At 69.1% G+C, this 18,803-nt stretch carries 15 protein-coding genes; 11 read left to right on the top strand and 4 right to left on the bottom strand.

All coding sequences use genetic code 11. The annotated features are described in order from the left end of the window. Positions 1-8 precede the first annotated feature (8 nt). Positions 9-1,175, bottom strand: a complete 1,167-nt coding sequence (locus tag ING98_18095) for an acyl-CoA/acyl-ACP dehydrogenase (GenBank protein MCA3103785.1) — start codon at positions 1,173-1,175, stop codon at positions 9-11. A 236-nt stretch (positions 1,176-1,411) separates the two neighbouring features. Between ING98_18095 and ING98_18090 the strand changes: the two genes are divergently transcribed. Genes ING98_18090 through ING98_18075 form a run of 4 tightly spaced genes read left to right on the top strand, consistent with a single transcriptional unit; the run spans position 1,412 to position 5,830 of the window. Next, positions 1,412-1,936: a phosphonopyruvate decarboxylase gene (locus tag ING98_18090; protein MCA3103784.1), complete on the top strand. Its 525-nt coding sequence runs from the start codon at positions 1,412-1,414 to the stop codon at positions 1,934-1,936. 33 nt (positions 1,937-1,969) lie between these two features. Beyond that, positions 1,970-2,611 (top strand): aldehyde dehydrogenase, encoded by a 642-nt coding sequence (locus ING98_18085; GenBank protein ID MCA3103783.1) that lies wholly within the window; start codon positions 1,970-1,972, stop codon positions 2,609-2,611. 59 nt (positions 2,612-2,670) lie between these two features. Further along, positions 2,671-4,170 (top strand): aldehyde dehydrogenase, encoded by a 1,500-nt coding sequence (locus ING98_18080; GenBank protein ID MCA3103782.1) that lies wholly within the window; start codon positions 2,671-2,673, stop codon positions 4,168-4,170. 40 nt (positions 4,171-4,210) lie between these two features. Further along, on the top strand, positions 4,211-5,830 hold the full coding sequence (locus ING98_18075) for a thiamine pyrophosphate-binding protein (protein ID MCA3103781.1): 1,620 nt from the start codon (positions 4,211-4,213) through the stop codon (positions 5,828-5,830). Positions 5,831-5,864: 34 nt separating this feature from the next. Here the strand turns inward: ING98_18075 and ING98_18070 are convergent, their stop codons facing one another. Together ING98_18070 and ING98_18065 are read right to left on the bottom strand one after the other, a co-directional pair. Further along, positions 5,865-7,520: an alpha/beta hydrolase gene (locus ING98_18070; protein MCA3103780.1), complete on the bottom strand. Its 1,656-nt coding sequence runs from the start codon at positions 7,518-7,520 to the stop codon at positions 5,865-5,867. A gap of 16 nt (positions 7,521-7,536) precedes the next feature. Further along, complete coding sequence (locus tag ING98_18065; GenBank protein ID MCA3103779.1) at positions 7,537-8,340, bottom strand: SDR family oxidoreductase; 804 nt, start codon at positions 8,338-8,340, stop codon at positions 7,537-7,539. A gap of 261 nt (positions 8,341-8,601) precedes the next feature. Between ING98_18065 and ING98_18060 the strand changes: the two genes are divergently transcribed. From ING98_18060 to ING98_18030, 7 genes are all read left to right on the top strand, one after another. Next, positions 8,602-10,356, top strand: coding sequence for a thiamine pyrophosphate-binding protein (locus tag ING98_18060; protein MCA3103778.1), 1,755 nt, complete (start codon positions 8,602-8,604; stop codon positions 10,354-10,356). Further along, the gene (locus ING98_18055) at positions 10,353-11,387 is read left to right on the top strand and encodes a tripartite tricarboxylate transporter substrate binding protein (GenBank protein ID MCA3103777.1); all 1,035 of its coding nucleotides are present in this window, start codon (positions 10,353-10,355) and stop codon (positions 11,385-11,387) included. Before ING98_18060 ends, ING98_18055 begins: the two co-directional genes overlap by 4 nt. A gap of 120 nt (positions 11,388-11,507) precedes the next feature. Further along, positions 11,508-13,703: an acetate--CoA ligase family protein gene (locus ING98_18050; GenBank protein ID MCA3103776.1), complete on the top strand. Its 2,196-nt coding sequence runs from the start codon at positions 11,508-11,510 to the stop codon at positions 13,701-13,703. Then, entirely contained in the window at positions 13,684-14,859 is a 1,176-nt protein-coding gene (locus ING98_18045; protein ID MCA3103775.1) for an acyl-CoA dehydrogenase family protein, read from the top strand. The genes ING98_18050 and ING98_18045 overlap by 20 nt, the downstream gene beginning before the upstream one ends. Positions 14,860-14,863: 4 nt before the next feature. Beyond that, positions 14,864-16,030, top strand: coding sequence for a thiolase family protein (locus tag ING98_18040; protein ID MCA3103774.1), 1,167 nt, complete (start codon positions 14,864-14,866; stop codon positions 16,028-16,030). Continuing rightward, positions 16,027-16,437: a Zn-ribbon domain-containing OB-fold protein gene (locus tag ING98_18035; protein MCA3103773.1), complete on the top strand. Its 411-nt coding sequence runs from the start codon at positions 16,027-16,029 to the stop codon at positions 16,435-16,437. Before ING98_18040 ends, ING98_18035 begins: the two co-directional genes overlap by 4 nt. Beyond that, positions 16,437-17,471, top strand: a complete 1,035-nt coding sequence (locus ING98_18030) for a tripartite tricarboxylate transporter substrate binding protein (GenBank protein ID MCA3103772.1) — start codon at positions 16,437-16,439, stop codon at positions 17,469-17,471. The genes ING98_18035 and ING98_18030 overlap by 1 nt, the downstream gene beginning before the upstream one ends. Before the next feature lie 37 nt (positions 17,472-17,508). Here the strand turns inward: ING98_18030 and ING98_18025 are convergent, their stop codons facing one another. Then, positions 17,509-18,801 carry an amidase gene (locus tag ING98_18025; protein MCA3103771.1) on the bottom strand — a complete coding sequence of 431 codons (1,293 nt, stop codon included), beginning with the start codon at positions 18,799-18,801 and terminating at the stop codon, positions 17,509-17,511. Positions 18,802-18,803: the final 2 nt, after the last annotated feature.

Below are 18,803 nucleotides of genomic sequence, written 5' to 3'. Positions count from 1 at the left end.
CCCGCCGGTCAGAACGAACGTGGCATGCCGAGGACATGCTCGCCGATGTAGGAGAGGATCAGGTTGGTGGAGATCGGCGCAACCTGGTAGAGCTTCGTCTCGCGGAACTTGCGTTCGACATCGTACTCGGCGGCGAAGCCGAAGCCGCCGTGCGTCTGGACGCAGACGTTGGCCGCTTCCCAGGATGCGTCGGCGGCGAGCAGCTTGGCCATGTTCGCCTCGGCACCGCAGGGCAGCCCTTCGTCGAACATCCGGCAGCCCTTGAAGCGCATCAGGTCGGCGGCCTCGACGTTCACGTGCGCCCGCGCGATCGGGAACTGGATGCCCTGGTTCTGGCCGATCGGGCGGTCGAACACGACGCGGTCCTTCGAGTACTGGGTCGCCTTCTCGATGAACCAGTGGCCGTCGCCGATGCACTCGGCGGCGATCAGCAGGCGCTCGGCGTTCATGCCGTCGAGGATGTACTTGAAGCCGCGTCCTTCCTCGCCGATCAGGTTCTCGGCCGGCACTTCGAGGTTGTCGAAGAACAGTTCGTTCGTCTGGTGGTTCATCATGTTGCGGATCGGCTTGACCGTCAGCCCGTTGCCGATCGACTGCTTGAGGTCGACGATGAACACCGACAGCCCTTCGGACTTGCGCTTGACCTGGTCTTTCGGCGTGGTGCGCGCAAGCAGCAGCATCAGGTCGGAGTAGAGCACCCGCGAGATCCAGACCTTCTGGCCGTTGACGATGTAGCGGTCGCCCTTGCGCACCGCGGTCGTCTTCAGGTTGGTCGTGTCGGTGCCGGTCGAGGGCTCGGTGACGCCGAACGACTGCAGGCGCAGCTTGCCGGACGCGATGCCGGGCAGGTACTTGCGCTTCTGCTCTTCAGATCCGTGGCGCAGCACCGTACCCATCGTGTACATCTGCGCATGCACGTAGCCGGAGTTGCCGCCCGCGTGGTTGATCTCCTCGAGGATGATCGATGCCTCGGTCAGGGTCACGCCCGATCCGCCGTACTCCTCCGGGATCAGCGCCCCGAGCCAGCCAGCCTCCTCGAGTGCCTTGATGAATGCTTCCGGGTAACCGCGCTCTTCGTCGATCCGGCGCCAGTATTCGCCGTCGAAGGCACCGCACAGGTCACGTACGGCCTGGCGCAGGGGTTGGTGGGTGTCGGTCGAGTGAGGGGCATTCATCGGCGGTCGGCTCCGGTCCGGGCAGTGTCGCCGAGGATCGTCTGCGCGTCGTCGGCGGGCGGCATCCAGGGCGCGCCGGATTATAGGCATGCTTGACCACCGGGGACAGCGAATCCTATGATCGTCCGCGTTCGACGTCCGTCGTCGCCAGCACTCCGTCAACCTGCGTCCCGCGAGTCCCGCGCACAAGCCGCGCGGCACGCCCCCGGCAGACGCCCAGATACTGGAAAGAAAACGTGGCAGAAGTGACCTCCGGCTGGCCGGACGATGTGTACGCGGAGCTCGAAGCCGCCGGTATCCGCCAGGTGTCCTACGTGCCGGATGCCGGCCACAGCCGGCTGATCCAGCGCTGCCGGGCCAACCCTGCGATGCGGACGGTTTCTCTGACGACCGAGGAGGAAGGCGTCGCGATGGGGCTGGGCGCGTGGCTCGGTGGCGTTCGCCACGTGCTGCTGATGCAGTCCTCCGGGGTCGGCAATACGATCAACATGCTCGCGGCGCCGATCGAGCTGCGGGTGCCACTGCTGATGCTGGTGACGATGCGCGGCGAGTGGGCCGAATTCAATCCGTGGCAGCTGCCGATGGGGCAGGGTACCCGCGCGGCGCTCGAGAGCGTCGGCACGCTGGTCTACCCGGTCGACCAGCCGGCGGAGATCGCGCCGACCGTCGGTGCGGCCGCGACGATGGCCTTCAACACCGGCCGCGCGGTCGCCGTGCTGATCGGTCAGCGGGCCATCGGCGCAAAGAACTGGAACAAGTAGCAGCCCCCGACATCTGCAGGAACGATTCCTTCCATGGCCAGTGCGAACCCTCCTTCCCATTCGTCGGCGGCGATGCTGCGCCGGCCGCTGATCGAGGCGATCCTCGCGCGGCGCGCCGATGCGCTGGTGATCACCGGGCTGGGCACGACTTGCTACGACGTGTTCTCGGCCGGGGACAACCCGCTCAACTTCTACAACTGGGCCGGCATGGGTGGCGCGGCGATGGTCGCCTGCGGCCTGGCGCTGGCGCAGCCGAAGCGGCGGGTCCTCTGCATCACTGGCGACGGCGAGATGCTGATGGGGCTCGGCAGCCTCGCGACGATCGCGTGCGAGAAGCCGGCCAACCTGTCGATCGTGGTGATGGACAATGAACATTACGTCGAGACCGGCATGCAGGGCACCCACACCGGGCGTGGCGTCGACCTCGCCGGAATCGCCCGCGCCGCCGGTTTCCCGGTCGCCGGCTGCGTGACCGTGCAGGACGCCTTCCCGGCTGCGCTCGAGGCGATCTACGGGCCCGGCCCGGTGTTCATGAACCTGAAGGTAGACCCCGCCCAGCCGCCGATGACGCTGCCGATGCGCGACGGCCCCTACATCCGCAGCCGGTTCCGCGACGCGCTGCTCGGGCCGGCGGTCGCGCACCCGGTGATGATCCCGGCATCGAAGCAGCCGTAGCGCGAGCGGCATCGGACGCGGCGGCCGCTGCGCCAGACCCGGGTGGAGGAAGGCAGACGATGGATACCAGCGGCGAGACACTGAAGGTCTACCAGCACTACATCGACGGCCGTCCGGCGGCGCCGTCCGGTGGCCGCCATTTCGAGAGCCACAACCCTTTCACCGCTAAGCCCTGGGCGATGATCGCGCAGGGCGACGCACGCGATGTCGACCTCGCGGTCGAGGCTGCCCATCGGGCATTCACCAGCGGGCCCTGGTCCAGGTTGAATGCGTCCCAGCGCGGTGCGCTGCTGCTCAAGCTCGCCGATCTGATCGGGCCCGAGGCGCAACGGCTTGCCGCGATCGAGGTGCGCGACAATGGCAAGCTGCTCTCCGAAATGGCTGGCCAGACCGCGTACATGGCGAACTGGTACCGCTACTACGGCGGCCTCGCCGACAAGATCGAAGGGGCAGTGATCCCCACCGACAAGGCGGACGTGCTCAACTTCACCCGTCACGAGCCGCTCGGCGTGGTCGCGGCCATCGTGCCGTGGAATTCGCCGCTGCTGCTCACGGCCTGGAAGCTGGCGCCGGCGCTGGCTGCCGGCAACACGGTGGTGATCAAGCCGTCCGAATACACCTCGGCATCCATCCTCGAGTTCATGGCGCTGGTCGAGCAGGCGGGATTCCCGCCCGGGGTGGTAAACGTGGTCACCGGCTTCGGGCCGGATGTCGGGGCCCCGCTGTCCGGGCACCCGAAGGTGGCGAAGGTCGCCTTCACCGGCTCCGACCGCACTGGCCAGCTGATTTACGAGGGTGCCGCGAAGGGGCTGAAGCCCGTGAGCATGGAACTCGGCGGAAAGTCGCCGAACATCGTGTTCGACGACGCGCAGATCGACAATGCGGTGAAGGGCGTGATCTCCGGCATCTTCGCCGCGACTGGCCAGACCTGCATCGCGGGTTCCCGGCTGCTGGTCCAGCGATCGATCCACGACGCGTTCGTGCAGCGGCTCGTCGACTTCGCGAAGACCGCGCGCATGGGCGATCCGATGAGCTCCAGTACGCAGGTGGGGCCAGTGACCAACCAGCCGCAGTACCGCAAGATCCTCGAGTACATCGACATCGCCCGCGGCGAGGGGGCGGTCCCGGTGCTCGGTGGCGGCAGGGCGGTGCGGCCGGAATGCGGCGATGGCTGGTTCGTCGAGCCGACCATCTTCGTCGGCGTGAAGAACGAGATGCGCATCGCCCAGGAGGAAGTGTTCGGGCCCGTCCTGTCAGTGATCCCGTTCGAGGACGAGGACGACGCGGTGCGCATCGCCAACGACGTGCGGTTCGGGCTGGCTGCGGGCGTGTGGACGCAGGACATCCGCCGCGCGCTGTCGATGAGCGAGCGGCTGCGCGCCGGTACCGTCTGGGTGAACACCTATCGGGCCGTGTCCTACCTGTCGCCGTTCGGCGGCTACAAGCGCAGCGGCCTGGGGCGCGAGAACGGGCAGGACATGATCCACGAGTACCTGCAGACCAAGAGCGTCTGGATTTCCACGGCGACGGAAGTGCCGAACCCGTTCGTGATGCGCTGAGCGCATCGTTCGCCGTGCGCGCCATCGGAGCACGATACGAATGAAGGTCGCCGAGTTCCTGCTGCAGTCGCTGGAGGCCGTCGGTGTGCGGCACATCTTCGGCAATCCCGGTACGACCGAGATCCCGCTGGTCCGGGCCTGTGCGGGGCGCGGGCCGGACGGGATTTCCTACGTCGTCGCACTTTCCGAGGTCTCGGCGGTGCCGATGGCCGATGCGCAGGCGCGGCTGCGGCGCGGACTGGGCGTGGTGAACCTGCACGTTGCTCCGGGCCTCGGCAACGGCATGGGCAACCTCTACACGGCTGGCATCGCGAAGTCGCCGTTGCTGGTGCTGGTCGGCAGTCAGGACAGCCGGTTCCTGCATACCGGGCCGATCCTGCATGGCCCGCTGGAGCAGATGGTGCGGCCGCTGGTGAAAGCGGTGTATACGCTCGCTTCCCCCGGGGACATCGCGTTCCATGTCCGACAGGCGATCCGTGTGGCGCTGACACCGCCGACCGGACCGGTGGCGCTGATCTGCGCGCCCGACCTGCTGGAGCTCGAGATCGATGCCCAGCCGGTGGTGGTGCAGCCACCGCGGCTGGCCGGACTCGCTGCGGGCGACGCCGCAGCCTTCGCGGCGTTCCTGCAGGGCGCACGCTCCCCGGCACTGATCGCCGGCGAGGATGTCCACTGGGCCGGTGCGTCGGGCGCCCTGCGGCAACTCGCGGAGTCCATCGGTGCACCGGTGTACAGCGGCCCCTATACGGCGGTGCTGCCGCTCGATACTCGATCTGCGAGCCATGCCGGATACCTGTCGCCAGGCTTCAGGGCGATCGGCGAACGGCTGCGCGAGCACGATGCCCTTCTGTTCGTGGGCTTTCGCAATTTCCGGACGACGCTGTATGCCGAGCCCGCGCTGCGCCAGGCCAAGGCATGGCTGGGCCACGATCCCGCGGTGCTGGCGGCCGACGGCGAATTCGAACTGGCCCGGCTGGCCGATCTCGATTCCTCACTCCTGGCGATCGGTACGGCGCTGGTGGCAGCCTCGGTCGCGGGCGAGGGTGCCACCCGGCGCCGCTGGCTGCCCGAGGTCGCGCTCCCCGAGGCTGCTGCGGCCGTTTTCCATCCGACCCGTGCGATCGTCGCACTGCTGCGCGCGTTCGGCGATGCGATCGTGTTCGACGAATCCGGGCTGTCAACGTCCGATGTGCGTCAGTTCATCGACGCGCGCGCCGGTGAGTACCTGATCAACGGCAGTGGCGGTATCGGCTGGGCGCTGGCTGCTGCGGTCGGCGGTGCGCTCGTCCGCCCGGAGCGGCAGGTGCTTGCGGTGGTCGGCGACGGCTCCTCGCTGTACGCCTCCGAAGCGTTGTGGACTGCCGTCCATCGCGGGGCGAGGCTGCTGCTGGTGGTGCTGTCGAACCGGCGCTACGCCACGCTCAACGAGGCCGCCGGGCGGCTCGCCGACGGGCCGATCGACCTGTTTTCGCTCGAGCCGCCAGTGCTCGACTTCAGCGGCCTCGCGAAGCTCCACGGGCTGGCATTTTCCCGCTGCGACTCCGAAGCCGAACTGGCCGACTTCCTGCTCAGGTCGGGTGGCCGCGTCGAGGCATCGACCCTGCTGGAACTCAGGTTCGATCCCTCGATCGCGCCGGTGATGGCGGCGCGCCACTTCTGACGACGGCCGCCGCCGATACACCGTCCCGGCCGCCTCAGCGCTGGATTGCCGGGAAGGTCACGGCGATGCCCCACGCGAAGGCCAGTGCCGACACCAGCGCCCCGGCCCAAGGATGGCCGGTAGCCCTGAAACACCATCGGCTGAGCAGTCCGTAGGCAATGAACATGAGCAGGATCGCCGGGATGATGATCACCAGGAAAAACAGCCGCGACAGGTCGAGCGCCACGGCCAGCACCAGAGACCCCAGGAACAGTGCCTTGGTGAGCGGGTAGGCGAAGCGCGGCGCCTGCGCATGCCGGGCCAGCCCTTCGTCGGCCAGCGCCCAGACGAGCGTCCCGACCAGCATCGCCAGGATCAGCGCGCCGCGCCCGTCGGCGGGCCAGAGGTTGAACACGTAACGGTCTATCGGGATGCCGACGGCCAGGGTCGCCCAGGCGATCATCGCGAGCGCGATCGCCGCCGTGGCCGGAGAAGGCACGCAGACCGCTGGGGGCGCCAGCCGGCCGCTGTGCACGAGCCATGCACCGCCGACCGCGGTGAGCAGGCCGTAGAGGCCGAAATGCAGCAGCAGGTAGTCGCCGAGCAGGATCGGCAGGAAATGCGAGGGCACCAGCCGCAGCAGCAGTGGTGTGGCGAGCGCGGGCCCGACCGTCAGCCACAGCCAGTCGCGCCGCGCGAGCGCGCGCAGCGGCAGGCCCGGTGCCGCCTGCGCCGACGGTGCGCACGGCGCAGGCTGGCTGCGCGTGTGGCCAGCCGCCCGCCGACCGAGCAGCGTCGACAGTGGCCATGCGAGCAGGAGGGCACCTGCCAGCAGGCCGGCAAGCGCGGGGCCTCGGGCATCGATGAACCTGCTGTCCGTTGACGGTGGCGCCGTGTGCCCGGGGTCATCGAAGGCCTGGCGCAGCCACTCGAGCGACTCACGCTGGCTGGTCGCGTGGTAGAGCACGCCGATATGCTCCGCGCCGTTTGCCAGCATGAAGCGCCGTGCGCTGCCGTCCTCGAAGCGGCCGTAGGTCCGGCCCGGCACCACGCCTTGCGCGTCCTCGTCGGTGGCGTCCGGGCCGGCGACCAGCCGGCGCCCGAACGATTGCACCATCGCCGGCTCGATCGACCCGTAGACCGACAGCAGGTTGCGTGGGGCGACCATGCGCGCACCGCCGTAGACCAGCGAAACGCCCACCGTGGCGACGATCGACGGGTCGGCCTGTGCCTGCCGCACCACGAGGTCGGACGCCATCGAATGCCCGAGCAGGGCGACCCGCCCGTCTGCGCCGGGCAGCGTGCGGGCGAAGCCGACGATACGATCGAGCGCTCCGAGCAGTGCCGCGAGCAGCGCGTCATGCTCCTGCAGGCTGCCGGGCAGAGGCTGCGGATGCCTGCCATGGCCCGGAAAGTCGAAGGTGACGGCGATCATTCCATTGCGCGCGGTGGTCGTCGCGAAGGCCTGCATCAGTTGCTGCGAGCCGGCGAAGCCGTGCGCGATGACGACTACCGGCCGTGCCACGGCGCGGTCGTCAGCGGGCCGGCCGCCGGCCGGACGGAACACCGTGACCGGGATGGCATCCACGTGGCTGCGGGTGACTTCGAGTCCCCGCCGGGCGGACTCGAGGGTACGCAGCGACTGGCCTGCCAGCAGCAGCGCGGCCAACGCAACGAGGGTCATCCCGATGGTGGATGGCAGCCCACGCATCACAGTGCGCGTCCGGTCAGAGCAGGCCGCGCGCGATGCCTCCATCGACCAGCACGGACTGCCCCGTGATGTAGCTCGCCTGGTGCGATGCGAGGAACGCGACCATCGAGGCAATCTCTTCCGGGCGGCCGAATCGCCGCAACGGGATATCGCGCGCGAACTCGCTGATCACGTCCTCCGCGTCGACGCCGCGCTCTGCTGCAAGCTGCGCGGCGCGCTTCGCCCAGAGCGCGGTGCGGGTGCGGCCGGGCGACACCGAGTTCACCCGGATGCCGAAGCGGGACAGCTCGGCGGCAAGCGTCTTGGTGAGCGCGATCAGGCCGGCCTTGTGCACGTTGGACACGACCTGGTGCTCGTACGGCATGCGGGCACCGGCGGCGCCGAGCAGCACGATGCTGCCGGTGCCCGCCTCCTTGAGCATCGGCAATGCGAGCCGGATCGAGCGGACCGCGGACAGCACGTTGAACTCGTAGTTGGCCAACCACGCATCATCGGTGAGTTCCTCGAACAGGGCGCGCTGGCTGCCACCGACCGCCGAGACCAGGATGTCCAGGCGCGGGCCGCCATCGCTGTCGTCCGAGCGCAGCCAGTCCGTGAGCTTGGCCACGTCGTAGGTCTGGGTGATATCGGCTGCGAAGTGACGCACGGGCCGACCGACGGATGTCTCGAGCTGGTCGGCCGCGCGCGCGAGCTTTTCCGGGTTGCGCGACACGATCGTGACCTTGGCACCGTTCTCGAGCAGGGTGCGTGCCGATGCAAAACCGATGCCTTCCGAGCCGCCGACCACGAGTGCGTGTTCGCCAGCGATGCCCAAGTCCATGCCTTTGCTCCTGCAGTTGTTTCGGATTGCCCGCGAGGTTGCAGGGTATCAGTCCGGGCGTGTCCCCGACAGGCCGGCGCCCCTGCCCTGGATCTCGTGCTGCTGCGGCAGGAGCGCGCCGCAGCCGAGGCCCGGGGCGCAGCCAAGCACGGCATGGCTGCCGCGACCGCTGCAGCGATTCGAATGATCGGTATCATCTCGTATCCCGCGCTGAAAGCGCCGGCATGAAAGTACCCGATCAACAGCCGAGGCCCGTCACCGATGAACGACCCGATTCCCCACGACCTTATCGTGCACGACGCACCTGTCGCGCGTGCGCCCAGCGACGTCCTGTTCGGCAGTGATGCGGTCGCCGAGACGCTGCGGCGGCTCGACATCCCGTTCATCGCACTCAACCCGGGCGCGAGCTACCGCGGCCTGCACGACAGCATCGTCAATTACCTGGGCAACCGCACGCCGCAGATGATCCTGTGCCTGCACGACGAACATGCGGTGCACATCGCCCAGGGCTACTGGAAGGCCTCGGGCCGGCTGATGGCCTCTGCGCTGCATTCCAACGTCGGCCTGATGCATGCGTCGATGCCGATCTTCAACGCCTGGTGCGACCGCACGCCGGTGCTGATCCTCGGCGCCAACGGTCCGATGGATGCCGCCCGCCGCCGGCCGTGGATCGAGTGGATCCACACCTGTGCCGACCAGGCTTCGCTGGTACGTGACTTCACCAAGTGGGATAACCAGCCGGCTTCGGTGCCCGCTGCAGTCGAGGCGCTGCTGCGCGCGCGCCAGATCGCGCTCACGGCCCCGCGTGGTCCGGTCTATGTGAACCTCGACGTGGCGCTGCAGGAAGACAGGATCCCCGCGATGCCGCCGATGCCCGACTTCGATCGCTTCGCGGCACCGCAGGACGTGCATCCGTCGCCGGACCTCGTGAAGCAGGCTGCGGCGCTGCTGTCGAACGCAAAGCGCCCGGTCATGCTCGCCGGCCGCGTGTCGCGCAGCCTGGACGGTTGGAACGCACGGGTCGCACTGGCCGAGAAACTGCAGATGGAATCGGTCAGCCACATCAAGCTGGCTGCGTCGTTCCCGACCGATCATCCGCTGCACGTCGGCCCGCCTGGAAACCGCCTCGGGCCCGAGGCGGCCGAGGCGCTGCGCGACGCGGATGTCATCCTGTCGCTCGACTGGCTCGACCTCGGCGGCACCTTCAAGCAGGCGTTCGGCGACAAGCCGGTCGGTGCCAAGGTGATCCAGGTGTCCTGCGACCAGCACAACCATCGCGGCTGGAGCATGGACTACCACGTGCTGCCTCCGGTCGACCTGCTGCTGATGTGCGAGCCGGACGCTGCCGTGCCGCTGCTGCTGGACGCGGTGCAGCCGCGCAAGTCGACGGTACCGGTGCCGAAGGCGGCAGCGGGCAAGGTTGCATCGACCAGTGCCGTCACGCTGCAGGGCGTGGGTGATGCGCTGCGCGCGGCGCTCGAGGGTGTCGACTATTGCGTGACCCGCTTGCCGCTGGGCTGGCACGGTTCGTATCTGCCGTTCAAGCATCCGCTCGACTACATCGGCGTCGACGGCGGCGCGGGCGTGGGCGCCGGCCCCGGCATCACCGTCGGCGGTGCGCTGGCGATCAAGGACAGCGGCCGGATCGCTCTGGGCATCATGGGCGACGGCGACTTCCTGATGGGCAACACCGCCATCTGGACCGCGACCCACTACAAGATTCCGGCGCTGTTCGTGATCTGCAACAACCGGTCGTACTTCAACGACGAACGCCACCAGGAGGCGATCGCGGTCAAGCGCGGCCGCCCCCCGGAGAACCGCTGGATCGGCCAGCGCATCGACGATCCGGACATCGATCTCGCCGCGATGGGTACCGCACAGGGGGCGCTCGGCATCGGCCCGGTCAAGGACTTCGCCGAGATGCGTCCTGCGATCGAGCGCGGGCTTGCGCATGTCAAGGCAGGCGGGGTGTGCGTGATCGACATGCGGGTGCTGCCCGGGTACGACGCGGAATGACGATCGGCGGTGTCGGTGGCGCGCGCGCTGTTCAGGCGTGGCGCCCGGCGGCACGGCTGGGGCTGGCCGCGGCCGCGGCCGGCCTGGCGTGGTCGGCCGGCGCGGTGCTGGCCCAGCCGGTTGCCTATCCGGCCAAGCCGGTACGCATCGTGGTTCCGTTCGCGGCCGGCGGGCCGGTCGACGCCGTCGGGCGCACGCTCGGTCAGCGGCTGTCCGAAGGGCTGGGCCAGCCGGTTCTGATCGACAATCGGGGCGGAGCCGGTGGCTCGATCGGCATGGAGGTGATGGTGCGCGCGGTGCCCGACGGCTACACGCTCGGCGTGGGCAGCCTCGGCAGCCTGGTGCTGTCGCCGGTGATCGACCCGAAGCTGCGCTACGACCCGCTGAAGGATGTCACGCCGATCGCCTCGGTCGCGGTGACCCACTACGTGCTGGCTGTGCATCCATCGGTGCCGGCGAAGACTGCGCAGGACCTCGTGCGAATCGCACGCGAGCGCCGCGGCAAGCTGAACTATGGTTCATCCGGCGTAGGATCGATCTCGCACCTGATCGCCGAGGCGCTGCAGAGCGCGACCCCGGGCATCGAGATGGTGCATGTCGCCTACAAGGGCATCGCCCCGGCACTCGCAGCCCTGATCGGCGGCGAGATCGACCTTGCCTTCCTCACGCTGCCACAGGCTGAGAGTTCGGCAAAGGCCGGCCGGCTGCGCCTGCTCGCTGCCACCGGCGCGACGCGGCCGGAAGGTGCGAAGGCACTGCCGACCCTGCTCGAAGCGGGGCTCAAGGTGCATCCGGTGGAGGGCAGCTATGGGCTGGTCGGTCCGGCTGGCCTGCCGCGTGATGTCGTGGTGCGTCTCAATGCGCAGGTCAACGCTGCACTGAAATCTCCGGATTTCCGCCAGCGGTTCGAATCCCAGGGCTTCGAGGCGGTGGCCCCGAATTCGCCCGAGGACTACGTGAAGCAGATCCGCGGCGACCTGGAAGTGTTCGGCCGCGTGGTCAAGCGGGCGGGCATCAAGCCCGAAGGCTGAGCGGCGGAGCATCTTTGCGGCGGGTCCCGCGCTGCGGTACGCTCGGCAAGGCGGGTCGAGCACGGCGTGGGACGCAAGAATACATGCGCCGGCAGGCCGCCCGACGGAGGATGAGCGTTCATGTCGAAGCAGACGCAGGTCGCACCCGATGCGCCGGCACCCGGCGCGCAGGCGCCGCGTGCGGACCTCGCGCACTTCTTTGCGCCGCGTTCGGTCGCGCTTGTCGGCGCCACCGACGACCGCTCGCGCTTTGCCGGCAAGGTGCTGATGCGGCTCGCCAACTTCGGCTATGGCGGCACGGTGTACCCGGTCAACCCGCGCTTCAGCGAGGTCGGCGGGCGGCGCTGCCATCCGTCGGTGGCGGACCTGCCCGAGGCGCCGGACCATGTGGGTATCGTCGTACCGACCGGGCAGGTGCTGCCGATCCTGGAGGCCTGCGCGGCCCGCGGCGCGCGCTTCGCGACCGTCTACTCCGGCGGCTTCGCCGAGACCGGCACGACCGAGGGGCGGGCGCTGCAGGCGGAGATCACCGCCCTTGCGCGGCGCACCGGGCTGCGCGTGATGGGACCGAACTGCAACGGGATGGTGAACTTCGTCGATGGGTTCACCATGACCACTTCGGCGACCGTGGCAAGGCGCCGGGCGGCAGGCAACGTTGCCGTGGTCGCGCAAAGCGGCGGCGCCGGCCAGGTGAACGTGATGTGGCGCGCCCAGGAAGCGGGCATCGGCATCAGCTACGAGGTGAGTTGCGGCAATTCCGCCGACCTGAACATCATCGACTTCATCGATTTCATGGTCGAGGACGAGTCGACCGACGTGATCATGGTGCTGGCAGAGCACATCCCCGATGGGGCGCGGCTGATCGAAGCCGCAGGCCGCGCGGCGGCGAAGGCAAAGCCGATCGTGATGGTCAAGCTCGGGCGCACCGCTGCCGGCAGCCATGCAGCGGCCTCGCATACCGGGGCGATGGCCGGGGCCGACGATATCTGCGATGCAGCGCTGCGCCAGTGCGGGATCATCCGCGTCGACGACTGCAACGAGTTGTACGAGACCGCGATGCTGCTGCGCACGCGGCGGCTGCCGCGCGGCCGGCGTGCGGCAGCCACGACCATCTCCGGTGGCAACGGCGTACTGCTGGTCGACCTCGGTGCCTCGGTGGGCATCGAGTTCCCGTCGTACACCGCGGACACCGAGGCTGCGCTGGCCTCCCTGCTGCCCAAGCATGCGACCACCGCGAACCCGACCGACGTGACCAATGCGGCGCTCGGCCAGCCTGGCCTGTTTCATCGCTGCATCTCGACGATCGCGGCCGACCACAACATCGACGTGGTGGTTCCGATCTTCACGCTGGCTGCGGCCAGCGACATCCGGCAGGCGGTGCAGGCGGCACGCGAGACCGACAAGCCGGTCGCGCTGCTCTGGACCGGCGGCTGCAACGATGACCCGTCGCTCACGCCGGCAGTGCTCGCGGCTGAAGGGGTGGCGGTCTACCGCAACACGTTGTCGTGCATGAAGGCGGTGCGCGCATCGGTGGACTATGCGGTCTTCCTGCGCAGTGCACGTCGCTCGACGGCGCCAGCGCGGCCTCCGGGCGTCGACCCGGACACGGTGGGGCGCCTGCTCGACGGGTTGCGCGGCAACATGACCGAGCGCGCGAGCAAGGCAGTGCTGGCCGCCTGCGGCCTGCCGGTGACTGCCGAGCGGCTCGCGCGCGACGCGGACGAGGCGGTGGCGGCAGCCACCGCCATCGGTGGCACGGTGGCAATGAAGATCGAGTCGGCCGACATCCCGCACAAGACCGAAGCCGGCGCGATCCGTCTTGGCGTGCAGGGGGAGGCTGCAGTACGCATCGCCTTCGCCGAGGTGATGGCCGCAGCGGAGCGGTTCCGTCCGGATGCGCGCATCGACGGTGTGCTGGTGCAGGAGATGGCGCCGCCGGGCCTCGAGATGATGCTCGGTGTCGTCACCGATCCGGTGTTCGGGCCGGTGGTGGTGGCCGGGCTCGGCGGCATCCATGTCGAAGTGCTGCGCGACATCGCGTTCCGGGTCGCTCCGGTTTCGGAAGCAGAGGCCGACGCCATGCTGCGCGAGCTGCGCGGCTACCGCCTGCTGGAAGGCGTACGCGGTGCCGCACCGCGCGACATCGAGGCGTTGCGCGACGCACTGGTCCGACTCTCGTGGCTGGCGCATGAACAGCAGGCTTCGCTGGCGGAGCTCGATATCAATCCGCTCGTGCTGTACGAGCGCGGCGCTGGCGCGAAGGTCGTCGATGCGCTGATCGTGGGAAGAGGAAGCGATGGAAACACCGGCGCTTGAGGTTGAACTCACCGACGAGTTGCGTGCGATGCGCGAGGCGGTGCGCCGCTTCGTCGACCGTGAGCTCGGCCCCTGGGCAGAAGAGATCGACCGCAGCGGCGAGATCCCCGATGGCCTGATCGAACTGATGCAGCGCAACGGCTACTGCGGCATGCGCCTGCCGGTCGAGTACGGCGGGGGCGGGCTGTCGCTGTTCCAGTACTGCATCGCACTGGAGGAATTCAGCCGGCTGCACCGGGCCTTCACGATCGCGGCCAACTACACCAGCGGCATGACGCCGATGGCCATCGCCCGCCACGGTACGCCGGCGCAGAAAGAGAAGTTCCTGCGCGGTTTCGCTGCTGGCAGGTTGAAATCCGGGTTCGCCCTGACCGAACCCGAGGCCGGCTCGGACGCCGCCTCGATGCGTACCCGCGCCGAGCGGCGTGGCGACGGCTGGGTACTGAACGGGCGCAAGCACTACATCAGCGGCGGCCATGTCGCAGACGTGATCATGGTGATGGCGGTCACCGATCCCGAGAAGCGCGCTCGCGGCGGCATCACTGCCTTCCTGGTCGAGAAGGGCATGCCGGGGTTCTCGGTGACCCGGGTGGACACCACGATCGCGACCGATGCAATCCGCCTGGCGGAGCTGACCTTCGAGGATTGCGTGCTGCCCGACAGCGCGGTGGTCGGCGAGGTCGGCAACGGCTTCAAGGTGGCGATGGGTTCGCTGAACGACGGTCGCATGTCGGTGTCGTGTTCCTGCGTCGGGGCGGCCGAATCGCTGGTCGAGCGCTCGATCGAGCATGCGAAGACCCGGCGCACCTTCGGCAAGCTGCTTGCCGAACGGCAGGCGATCCAGTGGATGCTCGTCGATTCTGCGGTGGACATCGCCGCCGCGCGCGCCCTCTGCTACGACGTGCTGCGCCGGATCGAGCGGGGCGAGAAGGTGGGTTCGGCCGGCAGCATGTGCAAGCTGTTCTGTTCCGAGATGGTCGGCCGGGTCGCCGACCGCGCGGTGCAGATCCACGGCGGCATGGGCGTGATCCGCGGTTTCCCGGTCGAGCGCTTCTATCGCGATGTGCGGCACTACCGGGTGGGCGAGGGCGCCTCCGAGATCCAGCGGATCGTGATCGCGCGCGACCTGCTGCGCGGCGTGAAGATCGAGGACTGACGACGTGAAGACGAACGCTGCGATCGTCGGCATCGGCGAGAGCCGGGTCGGGAAGGTACCGGACCGCTCGGCGCTGCAGTTGCAGGCCGACGCTGCGCAGGCCGCGCTCGCCGACGCCGGGCTGTCGATGTCCGACATCGACGGACTGCTCACCACCCCGGTGCGGGTGGAGCACTGGAACATGCCGGCCGGCGTGGTGGCGCACCACCTGGGCATCCGCCCGGCCTTCCTGTCCACGGTCGACCTCGCGGGGGCATCGGGCGCGGCGATGATCCACCAGGCGGCGATGGCGATCGCTTCCGGGCAGTGCACGACGGTGCTGTGCGTGGCCGGCCAGAACCTGCTGAGCCATGGCTCCCGGTCGACCGCGGTGCGCAAGATGGCCGAGGGCGGCAGCGCGCACCCGCAGTTCGAGGTGCCGTACGGGCCGCTGGTGCCCTCGCTCTATGCGCTGGTTGCGCAGCGGCACATGCATGAGTACGGCACTACCGCCGAGCAACTGGCCGAGGTGGCGGTGGCCATCCGCCGGCATGCGTCGTTGAACCCCAACGCGCACAAGCGCGAGCCGATCACCGTGGCCGACGTGCTCGGCTCGAAGATGATCACATCGCCGCTGCACATCCTCGACTGCGCGATCGTCTCCGACGGCGCGGCGGCGGCGATCGTCACCAGTGCCGAACGTGCGCGCGACCTGCGCTCGCGCCCCGCCCACCTGCTGGGGCAGGGCTACGGGCTGCGCCACAGCCATATCGGGGATACGTCGCTCACCACCACCGGCGCGGTCGATTCCGGCCGCGATGCGTTCCGCACCGCCGGGTTGTCGCCATCGGATGTCGATGTTGCGCAGATCTACGACTGCTTCACGATCACGGTGATCGTAGAACTCGAGGACCTCGGCTTCTGCGCCAAGGGCGAGGGCGGTGCATTCGTCGAGGGCGGACGCATCGGGCTGGGCGGGGCGCTGCCGGTGACCACCCACGGCGGCCTGCTGTCGGGCGGCCATCCCGGCCTGGGTGGCGGGTTCTTCCACGTGCTGGAGGGGGTTCGCCAGGTGCGCGGCGACGCCGGCGAGCGGCAGGTGCCGGATGCGAAGGTCGCGCTGGTGCATGGCAATGGTGGAGTGATCAGCGTGCATTGCACGCTCCTCCTCGGCCAGGAGGGCAGGACATGAGCGAGCGTCCGTTGCCGGTGCCCGACGCGGCGACCGCGCCGTACTGGGATGCGGCCCACGAGCACCGGCTGGTGATGCCGAAGTGCAACGACTGTGGGGCATTCCACTTCTATCCGCGCACGCTGTGTCCCCACTGCAGCTCGGCGCAACTCGAGTGGACCCCGTGCAGTGGTCGTGCCGAGGTCTACTCGTACACGGTCGTGCATCGCGCGCCCGGTCCAGCCTTCGCGGCGGAAGTGCCCTATGTGGTGGCGACCGTGAAGCTGCAGGAAGGGCCGCACTTGATGACGCGCATCAGGGGTTGCGCGCCGGAGGCTGTACGTATCGGGATGGCAGTCCGGGTCGCCTTCGATGATGCGTCCGCAGAGATCACGTTGCCGGTGTTCGAGCCGGCGGGGGAGGAATGATGAATAGATCGCAACGGTCTGCTTCCGCGTGGGCACCAGCCGCACCCGATCCATCGCCGGCATCCCTGGCATTCGTCATGGCGGTTGCCGCTGCCGTATTGCAGGCGATCCCGCTGCCGGCGGCGGCCCAGGCCTGGCCGGTAAAGCCGGTGCGTTTCGTGTCGCCCTATCCGCCCGGCGGTGCCAACGACGTGCTGGCCCGCATCCTTGCGCAGAAGCTGGGCGAGACGATGGGGCAGCCGTTCCTGGTCGAGAACCGCGCCGGTGCCGCCGGCAACCTCGGCGCGGAACTGGTCGCGCGTGCGGCGCCCGACGGCTACACGCTGCTGATGGGGCAGGCGAGCAACCTCACGATCAACGTGAGCCTGATGGCGAAGATGCCCTACGACCCGGTGAAGGACCTGGCGCCGGTGACGCTGGTCGCGAGCACGCCCAACCTGCTGGTCGTGCATCCGTCGCTGCCGGTGAAGACGGTGAAGGACCTGGTCGCGCTGGCGAAGGCGAAACCGGGCGCGCTCAACTATGCATCGTCCGGCACGGGCACCGCTGGCCACCTTGCCGGCGAACTGTTCAACCGCGCCGCTGGCGTAAAGATGGTGCACATCCCGTACAAGGGCGCGGCACCCGCGCTGACCGACCTGGTCGCCGGCCATGTGCACCTGTACTTCACCTCGCCGATCTCGGCCCAGCCGTTCACCCGGTCGGGCCGGTTGCGGCAGGTGGCGGTGACCAGCCTGAAGCGTTCGCCGTCGTCGCCTGGCCTGCCCACCGTCGCCGAATCGGGCTTTCCCGATTTCGATGTCGTGTCCTGGTGGGGCGTACTCACGCCGGCCGGCGCGCCGAAGGAAGTGATCTCGCGGTTGCATGCCGAGATCGTGAAGGCGATCGCCCTGCCGGATATCCGCGCGAAGTTCTCCGACCAGGGTGCCGACCCGGCGGCGAGCAACACGCCGGAACAGTTCGCGGCCCTGATCCAGTCCGAGATCCTGAAGTGGGGTCGGCTGATCAAGGAACTGGGTGTGAGGCCGGAGTAGCGCCGCCCGGCTCGCACGCAGGCGGCACGCGGCCGGGTCAGCCGCGCAGCACCTGCTGGATCCAGTGCGCCGCCTGAAGCGCGCGCTCGTCCCCGCCTCGTGCGGCGATCACCTGCACGCCCATCGGCAGGCCGGATGGCCCGGTGAACACCGGCACCGCGACCGACGGTACGTGCAGCATCGTCCACATCTGGTGGAACGCCGTCTTGCCGACGTTCTCCAGGCCGCGCGGGGCCTCTCCCTCGGCGCTCGGCGTGACCAGCACGTCGACGCCGCGCAGGCCGTCCTCGAGCATCCGGCGGCAGTCGTCGACGGTACGCAGCGCCTCGAGGTACTGGTCGCGCGTCCAGCGTCCGGCCTGTACCAGCTTGCCGCCCAGCGTCGGGCTCAGCTGGGGCAGGTGGTACACCCGTTCGTAGGCGAGCGAGCGGCGTGTCTCGTAGTCGTTGACGATGTTCGACGCATCGATGATCGCGTCCATCGCTGCGGGCAGCGTGAGTTCCTGCACGCAGGCCCCGGCGGCGGCCAGCCGTGCCGGCATCGCTTCGAAGGCCTCGACCATCGACGGTTCGGCCAGCGACCACTGCGGCGTGCGGTAGAGCGCGATGCGTGGCGGTGCCGCGGGTCGATCGAAGGACGGCGGCACGAAGCCGATGAGCGTGGCGGCAAACAGCGCCGCGTCGGGCACGTCCCGTCCGTACACGCCGACGGTGTCGAGGGACGGGGCCAGCAGCTTGATGCCGGCACCGTTGATCGAGTTGTAGGTCGGCTTGAAGCCGGCCACGCCGCAGTAGGCCGCCGGCCGCACCAGGGATCCGCCGGTCTGGGTGGCGAAGGCGAGCGGCACCATGTGGTCGGCGACGGCTGCCGCCGAGCCACTCGAAGAGCCACCGGGCGTGTGCGCGAGGTCGTGCGGATTCCGGGTGATCGCCGGATGCCGGTTCGCCAGCTCGGTGCTCACCGTCTTGCCGAGCACCACGGCGCCCTGTTCGCGCGCGGCGACGACGCAGGCAGCGTCGACCACCGGGCGGTGGCCGCGGTAGATCGGCGTGCCGTACTCGGTAGGCAGCGTCGCGGTCTCGATGATGTCCTTCACGCCGATCGGCAGGCCGTGCAAAGCGCCGCGCAGGCGACCCTCGCTGCGTTCGCGGTCGCGCTCGCGTGCCTCGGACAGCGCCAGGGCCGGATCGAGGTGCGCCCAGGCGAGTACCGCCGGGTCGCGCGCATGGATGCGCTCGAGGCAGGCCAGCACCAGCTGTTCCGAGGTGAGCGTTCCTGCGGCCATTGCACGGACGGCCTCGACCGCGCCCAGTGTGTTCGGGTCCTTCATGG

Source organism: Rhodocyclaceae bacterium (assembly GCA_020248265.1).
Lineage (GTDB): Bacteria > Pseudomonadota > Gammaproteobacteria > Burkholderiales > CAIKXV01 > CAIKXV01.
The sequence above is the reverse complement of the archived record's forward strand: the minus strand, read 5'-3'. Positions and strand labels throughout refer to the sequence as shown.

Coding starts and splice junctions, on each gene's coding strand:
- ING98_18095 (MCA3103785.1), bottom strand. CDS start 1,175: ATGAATGCCCCTCACTCGACCGACACCCACCAACCCCTGCGCCAGGCC.
- ING98_18085 (MCA3103783.1), top strand. CDS start 1,970: ATGGCCAGTGCGAACCCTCCTTCCCATTCGTCGGCGGCGATGCTGCGC.
- ING98_18080 (MCA3103782.1), top strand. CDS start 2,671: ATGGATACCAGCGGCGAGACACTGAAGGTCTACCAGCACTACATCGAC.
- ING98_18075 (MCA3103781.1), top strand. CDS start 4,211: ATGAAGGTCGCCGAGTTCCTGCTGCAGTCGCTGGAGGCCGTCGGTGTG.
- ING98_18070 (MCA3103780.1), bottom strand. CDS start 7,520: ATGCGTGGGCTGCCATCCACCATCGGGATGACCCTCGTTGCGTTGGCC.
- ING98_18065 (MCA3103779.1), bottom strand. CDS start 8,340: ATGGACTTGGGCATCGCTGGCGAACACGCACTCGTGGTCGGCGGCTCG.
- ING98_18060 (MCA3103778.1), top strand. CDS start 8,602: ATGAACGACCCGATTCCCCACGACCTTATCGTGCACGACGCACCTGTC.
- ING98_18055 (MCA3103777.1), top strand. CDS start 10,353: ATGACGATCGGCGGTGTCGGTGGCGCGCGCGCTGTTCAGGCGTGGCGC.
- ING98_18050 (MCA3103776.1), top strand. CDS start 11,508: ATGTCGAAGCAGACGCAGGTCGCACCCGATGCGCCGGCACCCGGCGCG.
- ING98_18045 (MCA3103775.1), top strand. CDS start 13,684: ATGGAAACACCGGCGCTTGAGGTTGAACTCACCGACGAGTTGCGTGCG.
- ING98_18035 (MCA3103773.1), top strand. CDS start 16,027: ATGAGCGAGCGTCCGTTGCCGGTGCCCGACGCGGCGACCGCGCCGTAC.
- ING98_18030 (MCA3103772.1), top strand. CDS start 16,437: ATGAATAGATCGCAACGGTCTGCTTCCGCGTGGGCACCAGCCGCACCC.
- ING98_18025 (MCA3103771.1), bottom strand. CDS start 18,801: ATGAAGGACCCGAACACACTGGGCGCGGTCGAGGCCGTCCGTGCAATG.